Genomic DNA, 11,656 nt, shown 5'->3' with positions numbered 1-11,656 from the left:
CCAATTTTATCAATCCATCCTGTGTTGGCTTTAATCGGTTGGGTGTTTGGGTGAATTTTTAGCAAAATAAAGATTCATGCCACGCATACTAACTGCAGACCAAAGGGCAGGATAATGACTAGAGACCTAACCATGCGCGCAGATATCCATCCAGCTTATCAAGAAGTTTTATTCCACGACACCAACGCTGACGTTTACTTTTTAACTCGCTCTACTATCAAATCAAAAGTAACTCGCGAATACGAAGGTAAAGAATACTCATACGTCGCACTCGATATTTCAAGTGCCTCACACCCATTCTATACTGGCGAACAACGTAAAACCCAAAACGAAGGTCGTGTGGCAAGCTTCAACAAACGTTTCGGCGCATTTGCAGGTCGTAACAAAAAATAAGTTTAATCGCTTATTATCAAAAACCCTTTGCAATCGCGAAGGGTTTTTTATTGGCTGGAATGGGACATACTAGACAATCCCTAACGATACGCCATAAAAAAGCTCACCGAAGTGAGCTTTTTTTGGGTTTATTTGTTTAGGTTTAATAGGAATGAATTTTTACGTTTTTGGGTAGTAACAATTCTTTTTTGAGGGGCAACTGCGGTGATAACTCAAACAAGGCGCGGCGATATACATTGCGTTTAAAAGCCACCACTTGGTTAAGCGGATACCAGTAACTGACCCATTCCCAGCGGTCAAATTCAGGTTTTGCCGTATCAAAACGGATATGTTCTACATTGTTCTCATCTAGCTGGAGCAAAAACCATTTTTGTTTTTGTCCAATACACAAAGGATATTGTCCTTGTCGTACAAAACGTTTTGGCAACCGATAACGCAGCCAATTTTGGGTTTGTGACAACACTTTGACATGCTGAGGGTACAATCCGACTTCTTCCCACAATTCCCGATACATTGCATCAAGCGGCGTTTCACCAAAATCAATGCCGCCTTGTGGAAATTGCCAAGCATCGTGACCCACGCGTTTTGCCCACAGTACTTGTCCGTGTGTATTTGCCAAGATGATACCTACGTTGGCTCGAAAGCCGTCTGCATCAATCATGACGATTACCTTCAATTTAATGGTTAAAATCGGCAGGTAATCACATTATCAAGTTTTTTGGGTCGCAAGGTTTACACACATCCTTGCAGACCATTATTAAAGTTTTGGTCAATCAAATCATCGGGCATAAACCCATCTCATACCAACAGACGCTTATTTTATTATTATTGCTAAAAAACATGGACAATGTAATCACTGCCTTTATTACCCACTATTAAACCAGTTTTTATGTCAAAAGTGTAATGTTTATTTGCTATAAATTGTTTCACGGACATAAAAAGCGCATAATATCCCTTGATTTTATACAAAATATTTTTTTAAAAATTATAAGCATCTGGGGATAGTATGAAAGCAACAGTAAATTGGTTAAAAAACGAAGACATTAATTTTGAAGCCGTGACCGAAAACGGCAATAAAATTATCATGGATTCAACCGAAAAATTGGGTGCCAAACCCATGGAAATGGTTTTGATGGGGCTTGGCGGCTGTGCCAGTTATGATGTGGTAAGTATCCTGCAAAAAGCCCGTCAGGCGGTGAGCGATGTTGAGTGTCAGCTATCGGCTAAGCGTGCCGACACGATTCCTGCAGTATTTACTGATATTCATTTACATTTTGTAGTCAAAGGTAATGCTATCAAAGAAGCGCAGGTTAAAAAAGCCATCGAGTTATCGGCAGAAAAATACTGCTCAGCCAGTCGTATGCTAGAAAATGGCGGTGTCAAAATCACCCATGACTATGAAATCATTGATGAAACCTCTGATGAAATCACTAATGAAACGGTCAAAGGGTAGGGAATAACGGCATGTTTCCCTATCTAAGTGCTGTTCCTGCCACCAATAGCAGTGTGGTGCTGGCAATGATGGTTGCCAGTTTATTGCCCTTGGTGTTTGCGATATTGGCAAAGGTCTTTGGCGGATTTAAAAGCAAAGACAATGCCAATCCGCGCGAGTTTTTGGGTAAACAAACGGGCGCAGCAGCGCGTGCCAATGCCGCCCAGCAAAATAGCTATGAAACCTTGCCGGTATTCTTGGCAGCGGTGATTGTGGCGTTGCTATTTTTTGTACCGCTGTCAGTGGTGACACAGTTGGCGTGGTTGTATGTGATATTACGGATTATTTATGGGTTGGCATATATTGCCAATTGGGCAACTTTTCGCTCAATTATTTGGTCGCTTAGCCTCGCCTGTCCGCTGATGTTGTTTTATTTAGCGATACGGTTGAGCTAATTTGCTATGAGCAATCGCCAGCTTGGGATTGTGCTTGCAACATCCCAACAATGGTCTCAAGCTGTTTTTGTCTTTTTACGTTTTGCCAAAGCTCGTTGGCTTCTTCATAGCCCTGGGTCAACATGCCAAGCCATTGTTTGTAACGTCCCACCAGCATATTATCGCTACGGGCATGTCCTTGCAAAAACGCAATTTGTAGCTTAAGTAGCGCGTGCCAAGCCATGTTTTTTACCGTGTCATTTTTATCCATCGCTTTGATTTGATTGACTAAGTCAGGTCGAGTGACCGCACCACGTCCGAGCATGATATGTGGGGTGTTCGCTTGTTTGCGGCAACGCATGGCTTGTTCAGTCTGCCAAATTTCGCCATTGGCAATAATCGGTAAGCTTAACCGCTGCGTCAGGGGCGCGATTAACTCCCAATAGGCAGGGGGTTTATAGCCTTGGGTTTTGGTACGGGCATGGATGGTCAGCCAACTGGCATTGGCTGATTGCACCGCATCGCCGATTTCTTGGGTGAGTGAGGTATCTTCATAGCCGAGTCGGATTTTTGCCGATACAGGCGTAGCCGATGGCACGGTTTGGCGTACTGCATGGATGATTTGATACAAGGTTTCAGGTTCGGTGAGCAACACCGAGCCACCGCGGTGACTGTTGACAGTTTTAGCAGGGCAACCAAAGTTAATATCAATGGCTAACGCACCAAGCTCGACCGCTTTGACAGCATTACCCGCCATCAATTCGGGCTCACTGCCCAGTAACTGTACATGTACTGGCGTGCCGTGAATGGTTTTGCCTTTTAAACCATCTTCATGCAAAAGTTCGGGTACAAATTTATAAAACACATGCGCGGGCAGGACGTGCTGGGTGACGCGAATAAACTCACTCACCGTCCAGTCGTAATGCCCGATACTGGTTAAAATATCCCGCATCAATGGGTCGGTCAGTCCTTCCATCGGCGCAAGGACAATTTGCGGCTTATCAAAATTTGGGTAATATAACATATAATATTTCAATTAAATAAATCAGGTATTATAAAGCATTAATAAATAAAATAATGGTAGTTATTTTGGGCGAGGTTTAAGTGAATTTTGGATTTCTTATAGATAAGTCAGAAGTGAAATGTCAAAGTTTTAGTATTATACCTAATGAAAATTTTGACGAATATATTTCATGGTTCTACTATAATATGGAAGTTAGTAATGGCTGGATTTATCCACCGTTTAAAGCTTTAAAGCACAATGATGAAGAATTAAAAAAATTTAAAAAATCTGCACCCTTAGTAAGAAGTAATTTTTATAGTTTACCTTGCACCCATATTCTACAAACTCAGAACTTTACTGATCAACACGAACGTTTTCTTATTCTCGGATACGGTTTATTGCAAGGACTTTATTTAAACCCACAAAACTATATGTACCTTGGCAAGACTCCCTATACTCCTTCAACTTTAAATGGTCTTGTGTTAGGAAAAAATGATAGAGTAAAAGGCTTGGAAGCTATTAATAAATTTTATATTAATGCAAATAATGTTCATGAAATAAGTCAAATGCAAGCCTGTATTCATTGGTTTTTAATTGCACAAACTTTAGATTTTGAATGGGAAATATTTGATGCTCATTATAAGGTTTTAGATGGATTATATAGATTATTGGTACATAAAATTGGTAAAGATAAAGTGGAAAATCTTAACAATGATAAGTATGTGAAACATGCTCAAAGATTTATAGTTTTAGCAAAATACTTTAATCTGGAAATTCCAAACTGGGCAGATAATACAAAAACTGGCAATGATAATATTGCTTTCATTCGAAATGAACTTGTGCATGAAGCAAAATATGCAGGTCAGCCTATTGGCTATAATTATCCTAATGAAAACTTTAAACTACAGTTCAAGGCATTCAACCTTAAATTAATTTGCGCTTTTTTAGGAATTAATACCCCATATTTACAAGCACCTGCAAACAATAGAATGTTATGGCGTTGGAATATTCAATAATATTTATTACCCATAAATCACCTTTTTATCTTTGAGTCCGTGAATCAAATCTTGAATATTAAAAATATCCAAATTTATCTTGGCGCGCGTACAGGCGACATACAATAAGCGCAATTCTTCGGGGGAGATTTTTACCGCCTGAGAAGTCACATCATAATAAAAATCATTGTCAATTTGCACCCGTGACCATTCCAACCCTTTGGCTTTATGCGCTGTAGAGATGATATAGTCGGCTTTGTCCAGTGTGGTCAAGCTATTGATTGCCTGGTTTAGCGTTTCGGTGCCATGTTCATCGACCAGTTTGACGAGGGTTTTTAAATCGCTGCCTTCGCTCGTCTCGCTATAATCCTGCACGTCGCGCCAATTGTTAAAGTAGGCAAGCTCAGGCACACCATACGCCGCTTGTCCTTTTTTTAGACGTTCGGCAGATTGGCTAAATTTAAGCAAACGGTCTGTATCGGCTTGTAGCGCAACTTTATGTCCCATTTTAAGCCCAGATAACAGATTGACCATGGCACTGGCATTGGTACGGCAAAGAATGGCATCTTTTTGACCATGCACCATACTTTTGCCTAAGGTAGACGCCATCGCAGGATTGCCGCGCAGTGGCACCTCTTCTTGTAGCGCTTTTAAAAACCCATTCGCCACATCAGCAATTTGGTCGCCAAATCGAAACGATTGGGTAAGCAAAGTTTGTGGTAGCGGCAGGCGCTTCATGGCATTGACAGCGCCGCGCCATTCATAAATTTGCTGATGCGCGTCACCCACATAGATGACTTGGTTGGGCTGATTGGACAAAATCCCCATCATCAAGGGGTCAGCATCTTGCGCTTCATCAAATAAGATAAAATCCGCAGGAATCACCGGTTTGGATAGCGCCCAGAGTTTGAGGTAAATATCATGCCCAATCCCCGCAGGGTGGCGCGGGTCAATCGATTGCTGCCAGCGGCGCTCTACATACGGGTATAAGGTATCGCGTAGCTGCTCAGCTTCACTGGCAACCAACCAGTCAGGAAACTGCAAATGGCGCGGCGCGGGGTAACTGGCATGGGTACTACAAAACGTGCTCACCGCATCGGACACAAATCGCGCTTGTCGCTCTGGCGTTAAGGTCACAAACTGGCTTTTGCCTTCAATTTGGCGTTTGACTTGCACAGGCGTCAACCCTAAATCTGAGGCAAGGCGACTGGGAGAAAAACGCGGTAGCTGCAGTTTTGCAGTGATATCGCGAGCGGTATGACGAAATGCCAATGAGTGAAAAGTGCGACAGTCGACATGGTGGGGGAATTTACGTTGGGCTTCTGAAGCAATTGCTTTGTTAAATGCCAAATAAATCCCGCGACCACGTAGCTGATTGCCAATCAGGTTAAGCGTGGTGGTCTTACCTGCGCCGGCATACGCTACCACCTTAAACGACTGGCGCGTGAGTGCCATATCGACAGCCTGCTGCTGCTCACCCGTTGGGCGTTGGGTCGGGCTGTTGACAAGGGGTTGGGTGGGGATAACGCTGGGGTTTGACATAAGGCCATTGCTAAAAGAAAAGTGAGCTATTTTAGCAAAATTTGGCAAGTTTTGCTCAGTTTCCTTTATTTACTCAACCTATATTTACTAAACCTTTATTTGCTCTCTGGGGATGAATGAGAGGTTGATTCGATTTTAGCTTTATCCAGCCAGATTAGCTGTTGTTCTGTAATAACGCTTTTTCTTTAACCAATACCCGTGCCATAACTAGACCGAGTTCAAACAATAACCACATCGGGATAGCTAGCATAATCATGGATAGCCCATCTGGCGGTGTCACCAATGCGGCAATACCGAAACAACCCACGATGATGTAACGGCGTTTTTGCGCCAAGCTATCCACCGTCACTACCCCAGCCAGCACCAGTAGCAGCGTCAACACAGGAATCTCAAAGGTTGCCCCAAACACCAAAAACAGCTTGAGTACAAAATTTAGATAGCTTTCGATATCGGTCATCGGTAGCACATTGTCGGGCGAGAATTTGATAAAAAAAGCTAGCACGCTTTTGAGCACGACATAATAGGCAAACGCAATCCCCAGATAAAACAATATCACCGATGACAATAGCACGGGTAGGGCGATACGTTTTTCATGCTTATATAGCCCTGGGGCGATAAATGACCAAATCTGGTACAAAATATACGGCATCGCCAAGATAACAGCCAGATACAGCGTCAATTTAATCGGTGCCAAAAATGATGAGGTGATATCCGTTGCAATCATAGAAGAATTGACTGGCAACAATGCTGTTAACGGCGCTGAAAAAATATCGTAGATTTCTCGCGAAAAGCCCGCCAATGCCAAAAAAATCACCAACACCGCCGCAAAACCGTGAATCAAATGACGGCGCAGTTCAATCAAATGCTCAGTGATGGGCATATCTACCAAAGTATCGTTTTGCGATGGTTTATCATCTTTAGCTTGTTCAATAGCTAATTGTTCAGGCGTTTTTTTGGTTTTGATAAGTTTGATCACTGGGCAACTCCACCCAAACTTGGCAATTGGTGCAGTAGCGGATCGGCTTGATAATTGGGTAAAAACGGTGGATTGGGAAGACGTCTGACACGGTCATAATCACTGAGCAAAAACCAACGATAATACATTGGCTCAGTGGCAGCGAATAGGGCTTTATGTAAGTCTTTAGCCACTGCATCGGCTTCGGCATCAGCCTCTAGACTCAGCAAATAATCGTCTGCTTTGGTTTCTGTCAGGTAAGATTCGTCAGATGGCTTGTCTAGTGAATTATCTAGTGGCTTGGTTGGTAACAGCGCGGTGGTATCCGTTGTTGGCTCAACTAAATGATTGGTTGGTTCATGACTGGGTGGTTCATGACTAAGTGGCTCAGTGGGTAGGCTAACTGCGTTAGTATCATGACCAAGATTAGGGGTTGTATCAGCCGACTGGGTATTGTGAGCTTGCATCGAAGGCACTTTGCCATGTTGCTGTAGTTCGCTCACACTGCTGCGAAGAGCTTCCATCTCGCGCTTCATATCAACTTCAGCTTGGCGGATTTTTTCCAGCTCAAGCTGCATTTGCTTGCGCGTTTCGGCAAGATCAAGCTCAGCTTCAATTTCTGACTGCAGCGTTGCAACCGTACGGCGGAATTTAGCATACCACTGACCTGCAGTACGCGCCGCTTGGGGGAGTTTTTCAGGGCCCAGCACAATCAGTGCAATCGCCCCAAATAACAGTAGTTCGGAGAAACCTATATCAAACATAACAACCGTGGCAGCTAGGGATTAAAAACCAAAGAAAAAGTAACGACGAGCGTTTAAACGTTATGTTTATCTTGTTGGGTCTGCGTGGTATTGAGTTCAGCTTTTTCGTGTTCAAGGACACGGTTTTTGTTCAGATGCTGTTCGTTTTCATCTTTGACCGCATCTTTAAAGCCTTTAACGGCACCACCCAAATCTTTACCGGCATTTTTTAGTTTTGAGGTGCCAAAAATGACCACAACAACAACCAGTAAAATTAACCAATGTGTGATTGAGAAACTACCCATGAGAATATCCTTTGATTAACCTTGACAATAGGGGTGAGGACAATATGAATTTGCAGTGTAACACATAACCATTGCGTTGGCATAACTGTGCAAAAAACGGTGTGAAACATGGCGAATTTTTTGCACTTTTAGCCAACAATACTCAGGAATTATCGACTGTTTAGTGGCGTTTACTTAAGGGCTATTACTTAAGAGATTTGACGTGCGGCTTTTTCGTCGATACCCGATAAGCCAAAACGTCTTGCCAATTCATTGGTGACAGCCCAAGACGGTATATTAAACCATGCCAATGTGACCATTGTGTGAAACCAAACATCAGCAACTTCATACACCAAATCTTTCACCGCGGTATCATCAGCGACGGCCTCATAGGGGGTATCGTTGGCAATGTTGATATCTTTGGCCGCGATAATGGCTTCAGTGGCTTCTTCACCGACTTTTTCTAAGATTTTGTTGATACCTTTATGGTACAAGCTTGCCACGTATGAGCTATCAGGATTGGCATCTTTACGCACAATCAATACTTCATCTAACGCGGTCAAAATATCCGCTGACGTCGTAGAGGATTGTATCGCATTGCTTGTTTGTGTCGAATTGCCTGCAAGCGGCGAGTGTTCATGAGTTGGTTTAGCGTTGTCACCATAAATCGCATCAGGGTCTTTGATGACTGCATCAGTAATTTGCCATTGTAGCTGTCCGTGGTCATCGGCAAGCAGACGATAAAAACAGGACTGCCGACCCGTGTGGCAAGCAATCCCACCCACTTGGGTGACTGACAACACAATCACATCAGCATCGCAGTCTAGGCGGATTTCATGGACTTGCTGAAAATGCCCCGAGCTTTCGCCTTTATGCCATAATTTACCGCGAGAGCGTGACCAATACACTGCTTGCATTTTTTCAGCAGTCAGACGTAATGACTCGCGATTCATCCATGCCATCATCAAAATGCGCCCTGTATGAAAATCTTGAGCGACTGCAGGCATGAGCCCATTGTCATCAAATTTTAGTGTATCTAGCCAATCCATATTCACGCCCTGTATCATACTATGCAAGCCTTAGCCAAAAAAAAGCACCCATCAAACGATGCGGGCATTTATCATAATTCATCAAGCCCTAAATCTCAAAGGGTTTCACATCTAAGGCTTCTTTGATGGTAGCTGATAACGGGATTTCTTGGCTTTGACGATAGTCATACGCCACAAAGCCCATTTTGGCATACGCCACCAATGACCCATCAAACATCCGCGAAACTTTGAACACAAAATCACCACCCAAATCGGTTAAATGCTGCACGCCGACTTCAAACAACAGTTCTTCACGCGCCCGTACCCGATCAAAGATTTGGGTCTCGATATGATTAATGACCAAGCCTTGGTACTCAGCATTAACCTCCTTAATACTTTTTGAATATAAAAAACGAAAACGGGCTTCGGTAAGCAATGCCACCAAATTTTCAACCGTTAAATGTTGTGCTAATCCAATTTCGGTATTGCGCACGCGCATGACGGTCTCAAACACGAAATGGGCAACTTCAATATTTGTGCTTAACGTTGACAAGAATTCTAACCTCATGATGTTGATGTTGATAAGAGAGTATTACACATTAAACTTTTCAGAAACTTAAGAGCACGATAAATACCTTAAGGTCAAACAAACTAACGCAAACTGTGTCCAAAATAAGGTGTATCTATCACTTTTAGCCAATTTAACCGCAGTTTTCATAAACTAAGTTGTTAACTTAATTAATGTAATTCCGTGATAGATTTACCAAGTCTTTATGTTAAGTAATTGATATCATTGATTTTTTAAAAATTCTACAAACAGCCCTTAATAATAATTTATCTATTATAGTAGAGAAATATTAAAGTAACATCAATAAAATAGATGTCAAAGAAAAATTAGTGATAACATTAGCGTGCATTCACGAATGATTTTTGATAAAATATCGCCTCCCACCTCAAGGCAAAAAATCCAGTGTGATGAGGATTTTTTGACAAACAGGTTAACTTCACTTGATAAAGATTTTTAATCCTTGTCAAAAACGAACAAGAGGCTATCATGAAATTAAAAACTCGCCGTGGTGCTGCCAAGCGTTTCAAAAAAACTGGTAACGGTATCAAACGCAAACAAGCATTCAAACGCCACATTTTGACCAAAAAATCTCCTAAGCGTATCCGTCAATTACGTGGATGCAAATTGGTACACGTGTCTGATGAGAAACGTGTTTACCGTATGTGTCCTTACCTATAATTTATAGGTATTCAATCAACTGATATTACAAAACTTTAGGAGTAAATTATGGCTCGTGTAAAACGTGGTGTACAGGCAAATCGCCGTCATAAAAAAGTATTGGCTCGTGCAAAAGGTTATTACGGTGCGCGTTCTCGTGTTTTCCGTGTTGCTGTACAAGCAGTTACCAAAGCAGGTCAATATGCGTATCGTGACCGTCGTAACAAAAAACGTTCATTCCGTCGTTTATGGATTGCACGTATCAACGCGGGTGCGCGCTTAAATGGCTTAAGCTACAGCCGTATGATCAACGGTCTGAAAAAAGCCAGCATCGAAATCGACCGCCGTGTATTAGCAGACATCGCTATGCATGATGCGCAAGGTTTTACGGCGTTGGCAGAAAAAGCAAAACAAGCACTGGCTGCTTAATTTGTTTTAAAGCGATTTTTCAAAAAGCCATTAAGTGCAAGCTTAATGGCTTTTTTTATCGCCATATTTTAGTTAAAATGCCTATCACTATTGATAACCAAGATTGCAACGCTCATGACAGAAATAACGACTGACAAACTTATCCAATATTCTGAAAATTTAACCGATATCACCCAAGACCAATTCACCCAATTTGTTCAAGATGCCAAAGCCTTAATCAGCACCGCACAAAACCCCCAAGACCTACAAAACATCCGCGTAACCCTAACAGGCAAAAAAAGCCATTTGACCACTTGGTCGAAACAGCTTGGCGGACTCGATGCCGACGGCAAAAAGACCATCGGCGGTATGCTGCATCAAGTACGCACCCAAATCAATGACAGCCTACAACAAGCGCAAAGCGATTTAGAAGCTAAAGCCTTGGCTGCCAAACTTGCCAGCGAATCCATTGACATCACCCTGCCAGCACGTGGACAACAAGCGGGTAATTTGCACCCTGTCACCATGACCGCTGAGCGCATGCAAGGGTTTTTCCGTCAAGCAGGCTTTGAAGTCGCAACAGGTCCTGAAGTTGAAAGCGACTACTACAACTTCGAGGCGTTAAACATTCCAAGCCATCACCCAGCGCGTGCCATGCACGATACCTTTTATTTTGAAAAACAGCATTTTAATGCCAATTATGTGCTACGCACCCATACCAGTTCGGTGCAGATTCGCACGATGGAAAAAGGCAATTTACCGATTCGTATCATCTGTCCCGGACGTGTGTATCGCAACGACAGCGACCAAACCCACTCACCGATGTTTCATCAACTTGAAGGTTTGTATGTCAGCGAATCGACTAATTTTGCTGAGCTAAAAGGCTTGATTCATGAGTTTTTGCAGGCGTTTTTTGGTCGCAAACTCACGGTGCGCTTTCGCCCATCGTATTTTCCATTTACTGAGCCGTCTGCAGAAGTGGATATCCTTGCCGATACTTATGCAGGTGGGGGCAAGTGGCTAGAAGTGATGGGCTGCGGTATGGTGCATCCAAAAGTGTTGTCCGATAGCGGTATTGACCCGACCAAATACCAAGGCTTTGCATTTGGGATGGGGATTGAGCGCTTTGCCATGCTGTATTATGGGGTGAATGATTTGCGCTTGTTCTATCAAAATGATGTCAGATTTTTAAAGCAGTTTGCTTAGGGGAAAAC

15 protein-coding genes are annotated in these 11,656 nt (G+C 42.8%); 7 read left to right on the top strand and 8 right to left on the bottom strand.

All coding sequences use genetic code 11. The features are described 5' to 3' along the window. Window positions 1-132: 132 nt before the first annotated feature. Entirely contained in the window at window positions 133-393 is a 261-nt protein-coding gene (locus ACAM37_RS08950; RefSeq protein ID WP_369626854.1) for a type B 50S ribosomal protein L31, read from the top strand. Window positions 394-535: 142 nt separating this feature from the next. Here ACAM37_RS08950 and ACAM37_RS08945 read toward each other — a convergent pair whose 3' ends face one another. Beyond that, window positions 536-1,054, bottom strand: coding sequence for an RNA pyrophosphohydrolase (locus ACAM37_RS08945; RefSeq protein WP_036596083.1), 519 nt, complete (start codon window positions 1,052-1,054; stop codon window positions 536-538). Window positions 1,055-1,399: 345 nt separating this feature from the next. Here ACAM37_RS08945 and ACAM37_RS08940 point away from each other — a divergent pair, with 345 nt between their 5' ends. Both ACAM37_RS08940 and ACAM37_RS08935 read left to right on the top strand, forming a co-directional pair. After that, window positions 1,400-1,846 carry an OsmC family protein gene (locus ACAM37_RS08940; RefSeq protein WP_369626036.1) on the top strand — a complete coding sequence of 149 codons (447 nt, stop codon included), beginning with the start codon at window positions 1,400-1,402 and terminating at the stop codon, window positions 1,844-1,846. 11 nt (window positions 1,847-1,857) lie between these two features. Further along, window positions 1,858-2,280, top strand: a complete 423-nt coding sequence (locus tag ACAM37_RS08935; RefSeq protein WP_007117218.1) for an MAPEG family protein — start codon at window positions 1,858-1,860, stop codon at window positions 2,278-2,280. Window positions 2,281-2,284: 4 nt separating this feature from the next. Here ACAM37_RS08935 and ACAM37_RS08930 read toward each other — a convergent pair whose 3' ends face one another. Then, the gene (locus ACAM37_RS08930; RefSeq protein WP_369626035.1) at window positions 2,285-3,283 is read right to left on the bottom strand and encodes a tRNA dihydrouridine synthase; all 999 of its coding nucleotides are present in this window, start codon (window positions 3,281-3,283) and stop codon (window positions 2,285-2,287) included. An 80-nt stretch (window positions 3,284-3,363) separates the two neighbouring features. On the opposite strand from ACAM37_RS08930, the gene ACAM37_RS08925 reads away from it, so the two are divergent. Then, the gene (locus tag ACAM37_RS08925) at window positions 3,364-4,278 is read left to right on the top strand and encodes a hypothetical protein (RefSeq protein ID WP_138018691.1); all 915 of its coding nucleotides are present in this window, start codon (window positions 3,364-3,366) and stop codon (window positions 4,276-4,278) included. A gap of 6 nt (window positions 4,279-4,284) precedes the next feature. Here ACAM37_RS08925 and ACAM37_RS08920 read toward each other — a convergent pair whose 3' ends face one another. From ACAM37_RS08920 to ACAM37_RS08895, 6 genes are all read right to left on the bottom strand, one after another. Further along, the gene (locus ACAM37_RS08920; RefSeq protein WP_099807503.1) at window positions 4,285-5,799 is read right to left on the bottom strand and encodes a UvrD-helicase domain-containing protein; all 1,515 of its coding nucleotides are present in this window, start codon (window positions 5,797-5,799) and stop codon (window positions 4,285-4,287) included. A 154-nt stretch (window positions 5,800-5,953) separates the two neighbouring features. Beyond that, window positions 5,954-6,679, bottom strand: a complete 726-nt coding sequence (gene tatC / locus ACAM37_RS08915) for a twin-arginine translocase subunit TatC (protein ID WP_081454577.1) — start codon at window positions 6,677-6,679, stop codon at window positions 5,954-5,956. Window positions 6,680-6,771: 92 nt separating this feature from the next. Next, entirely contained in the window at window positions 6,772-7,518 is a 747-nt protein-coding gene (tatB, locus tag ACAM37_RS08910) for a Sec-independent protein translocase protein TatB (RefSeq protein WP_007117214.1), read from the bottom strand. 53 nt (window positions 7,519-7,571) lie between these two features. Further along, complete coding sequence (gene tatA / locus ACAM37_RS08905) at window positions 7,572-7,802, bottom strand: Sec-independent protein translocase subunit TatA (protein ID WP_007117213.1); 231 nt, start codon at window positions 7,800-7,802, stop codon at window positions 7,572-7,574. Between the two features lie 188 nt (window positions 7,803-7,990). After that, window positions 7,991-8,848 carry a bifunctional phosphoribosyl-AMP cyclohydrolase/phosphoribosyl-ATP diphosphatase HisIE gene (gene hisIE, locus ACAM37_RS08900; RefSeq protein WP_369626034.1) on the bottom strand — a complete coding sequence of 286 codons (858 nt, stop codon included), beginning with the start codon at window positions 8,846-8,848 and terminating at the stop codon, window positions 7,991-7,993. A gap of 70 nt (window positions 8,849-8,918) precedes the next feature. Next, window positions 8,919-9,362 carry an acyl-CoA thioesterase gene (locus tag ACAM37_RS08895; RefSeq protein ID WP_007117211.1) on the bottom strand — a complete coding sequence of 148 codons (444 nt, stop codon included), beginning with the start codon at window positions 9,360-9,362 and terminating at the stop codon, window positions 8,919-8,921. A 498-nt stretch (window positions 9,363-9,860) separates the two neighbouring features. On the opposite strand from ACAM37_RS08895, the gene rpmI reads away from it, so the two are divergent. The 3 genes from rpmI to pheS all read left to right on the top strand — a co-directional run bounded on the left by rpmI (window position 9,861) and on the right by pheS (window position 11,648). Beyond that, window positions 9,861-10,055, top strand: a complete 195-nt coding sequence (gene rpmI / locus ACAM37_RS08890; RefSeq protein WP_036604595.1) for a 50S ribosomal protein L35 — start codon at window positions 9,861-9,863, stop codon at window positions 10,053-10,055. 48 nt (window positions 10,056-10,103) lie between these two features. Beyond that, window positions 10,104-10,463 (top strand): 50S ribosomal protein L20, encoded by a 360-nt coding sequence (rplT, locus tag ACAM37_RS08885; RefSeq protein ID WP_007117209.1) that lies wholly within the window; start codon window positions 10,104-10,106, stop codon window positions 10,461-10,463. 114 nt (window positions 10,464-10,577) lie between these two features. After that, window positions 10,578-11,648, top strand: coding sequence for a phenylalanine--tRNA ligase subunit alpha (gene pheS, locus ACAM37_RS08880; protein WP_065262705.1), 1,071 nt, complete (start codon window positions 10,578-10,580; stop codon window positions 11,646-11,648). The last annotated feature ends 8 nt before the right edge of the window (window positions 11,649-11,656 follow it).

Source organism: Moraxella sp. K23 (assembly GCF_041154765.1).
Lineage (GTDB): Bacteria > Pseudomonadota > Gammaproteobacteria > Pseudomonadales > Moraxellaceae > Faucicola > Faucicola tetraodonis.
The sequence above is the reverse complement of the archived record's forward strand: the minus strand, read 5'-3'. Positions and strand labels throughout refer to the sequence as shown.

What these genes read in the sequence shown, in the direction of transcription:
- ACAM37_RS08940 (WP_369626036.1), top strand. Translation starts at nt 1,400, where the DNA reads ATGAAAGCAACAGTAAATTGGTTAAAAAACGAAGACATTAATTTTGAA.
- ACAM37_RS08920 (WP_099807503.1), bottom strand. Translation starts at nt 5,799, where the DNA reads ATGTCAAACCCCAGCGTTATCCCCACCCAACCCCTTGTCAACAGCCCG.
- rplT (WP_007117209.1), top strand. Translation starts at nt 10,104, where the DNA reads ATGGCTCGTGTAAAACGTGGTGTACAGGCAAATCGCCGTCATAAAAAA.
- pheS (WP_065262705.1), top strand. Translation starts at nt 10,578, where the DNA reads ATGACAGAAATAACGACTGACAAACTTATCCAATATTCTGAAAATTTA.
- tatB (WP_007117214.1), bottom strand. Translation starts at nt 7,518, where the DNA reads ATGTTTGATATAGGTTTCTCCGAACTACTGTTATTTGGGGCGATTGCA.
- ACAM37_RS08945 (WP_036596083.1), bottom strand. Translation starts at nt 1,054, where the DNA reads ATGATTGATGCAGACGGCTTTCGAGCCAACGTAGGTATCATCTTGGCA.
- tatA (WP_007117213.1), bottom strand. Translation starts at nt 7,802, where the DNA reads ATGGGTAGTTTCTCAATCACACATTGGTTAATTTTACTGGTTGTTGTT.
- hisIE (WP_369626034.1), bottom strand. Translation starts at nt 8,848, where the DNA reads ATGATACAGGGCGTGAATATGGATTGGCTAGATACACTAAAATTTGAT.
- ACAM37_RS08950 (WP_369626854.1), top strand. Translation starts at nt 133, where the DNA reads ATGCGCGCAGATATCCATCCAGCTTATCAAGAAGTTTTATTCCACGAC.
- ACAM37_RS08930 (WP_369626035.1), bottom strand. Translation starts at nt 3,283, where the DNA reads ATGTTATATTACCCAAATTTTGATAAGCCGCAAATTGTCCTTGCGCCG.
- ACAM37_RS08935 (WP_007117218.1), top strand. Translation starts at nt 1,858, where the DNA reads ATGTTTCCCTATCTAAGTGCTGTTCCTGCCACCAATAGCAGTGTGGTG.
- tatC (WP_081454577.1), bottom strand. Translation starts at nt 6,679, where the DNA reads ATGCCCATCACTGAGCATTTGATTGAACTGCGCCGTCATTTGATTCAC.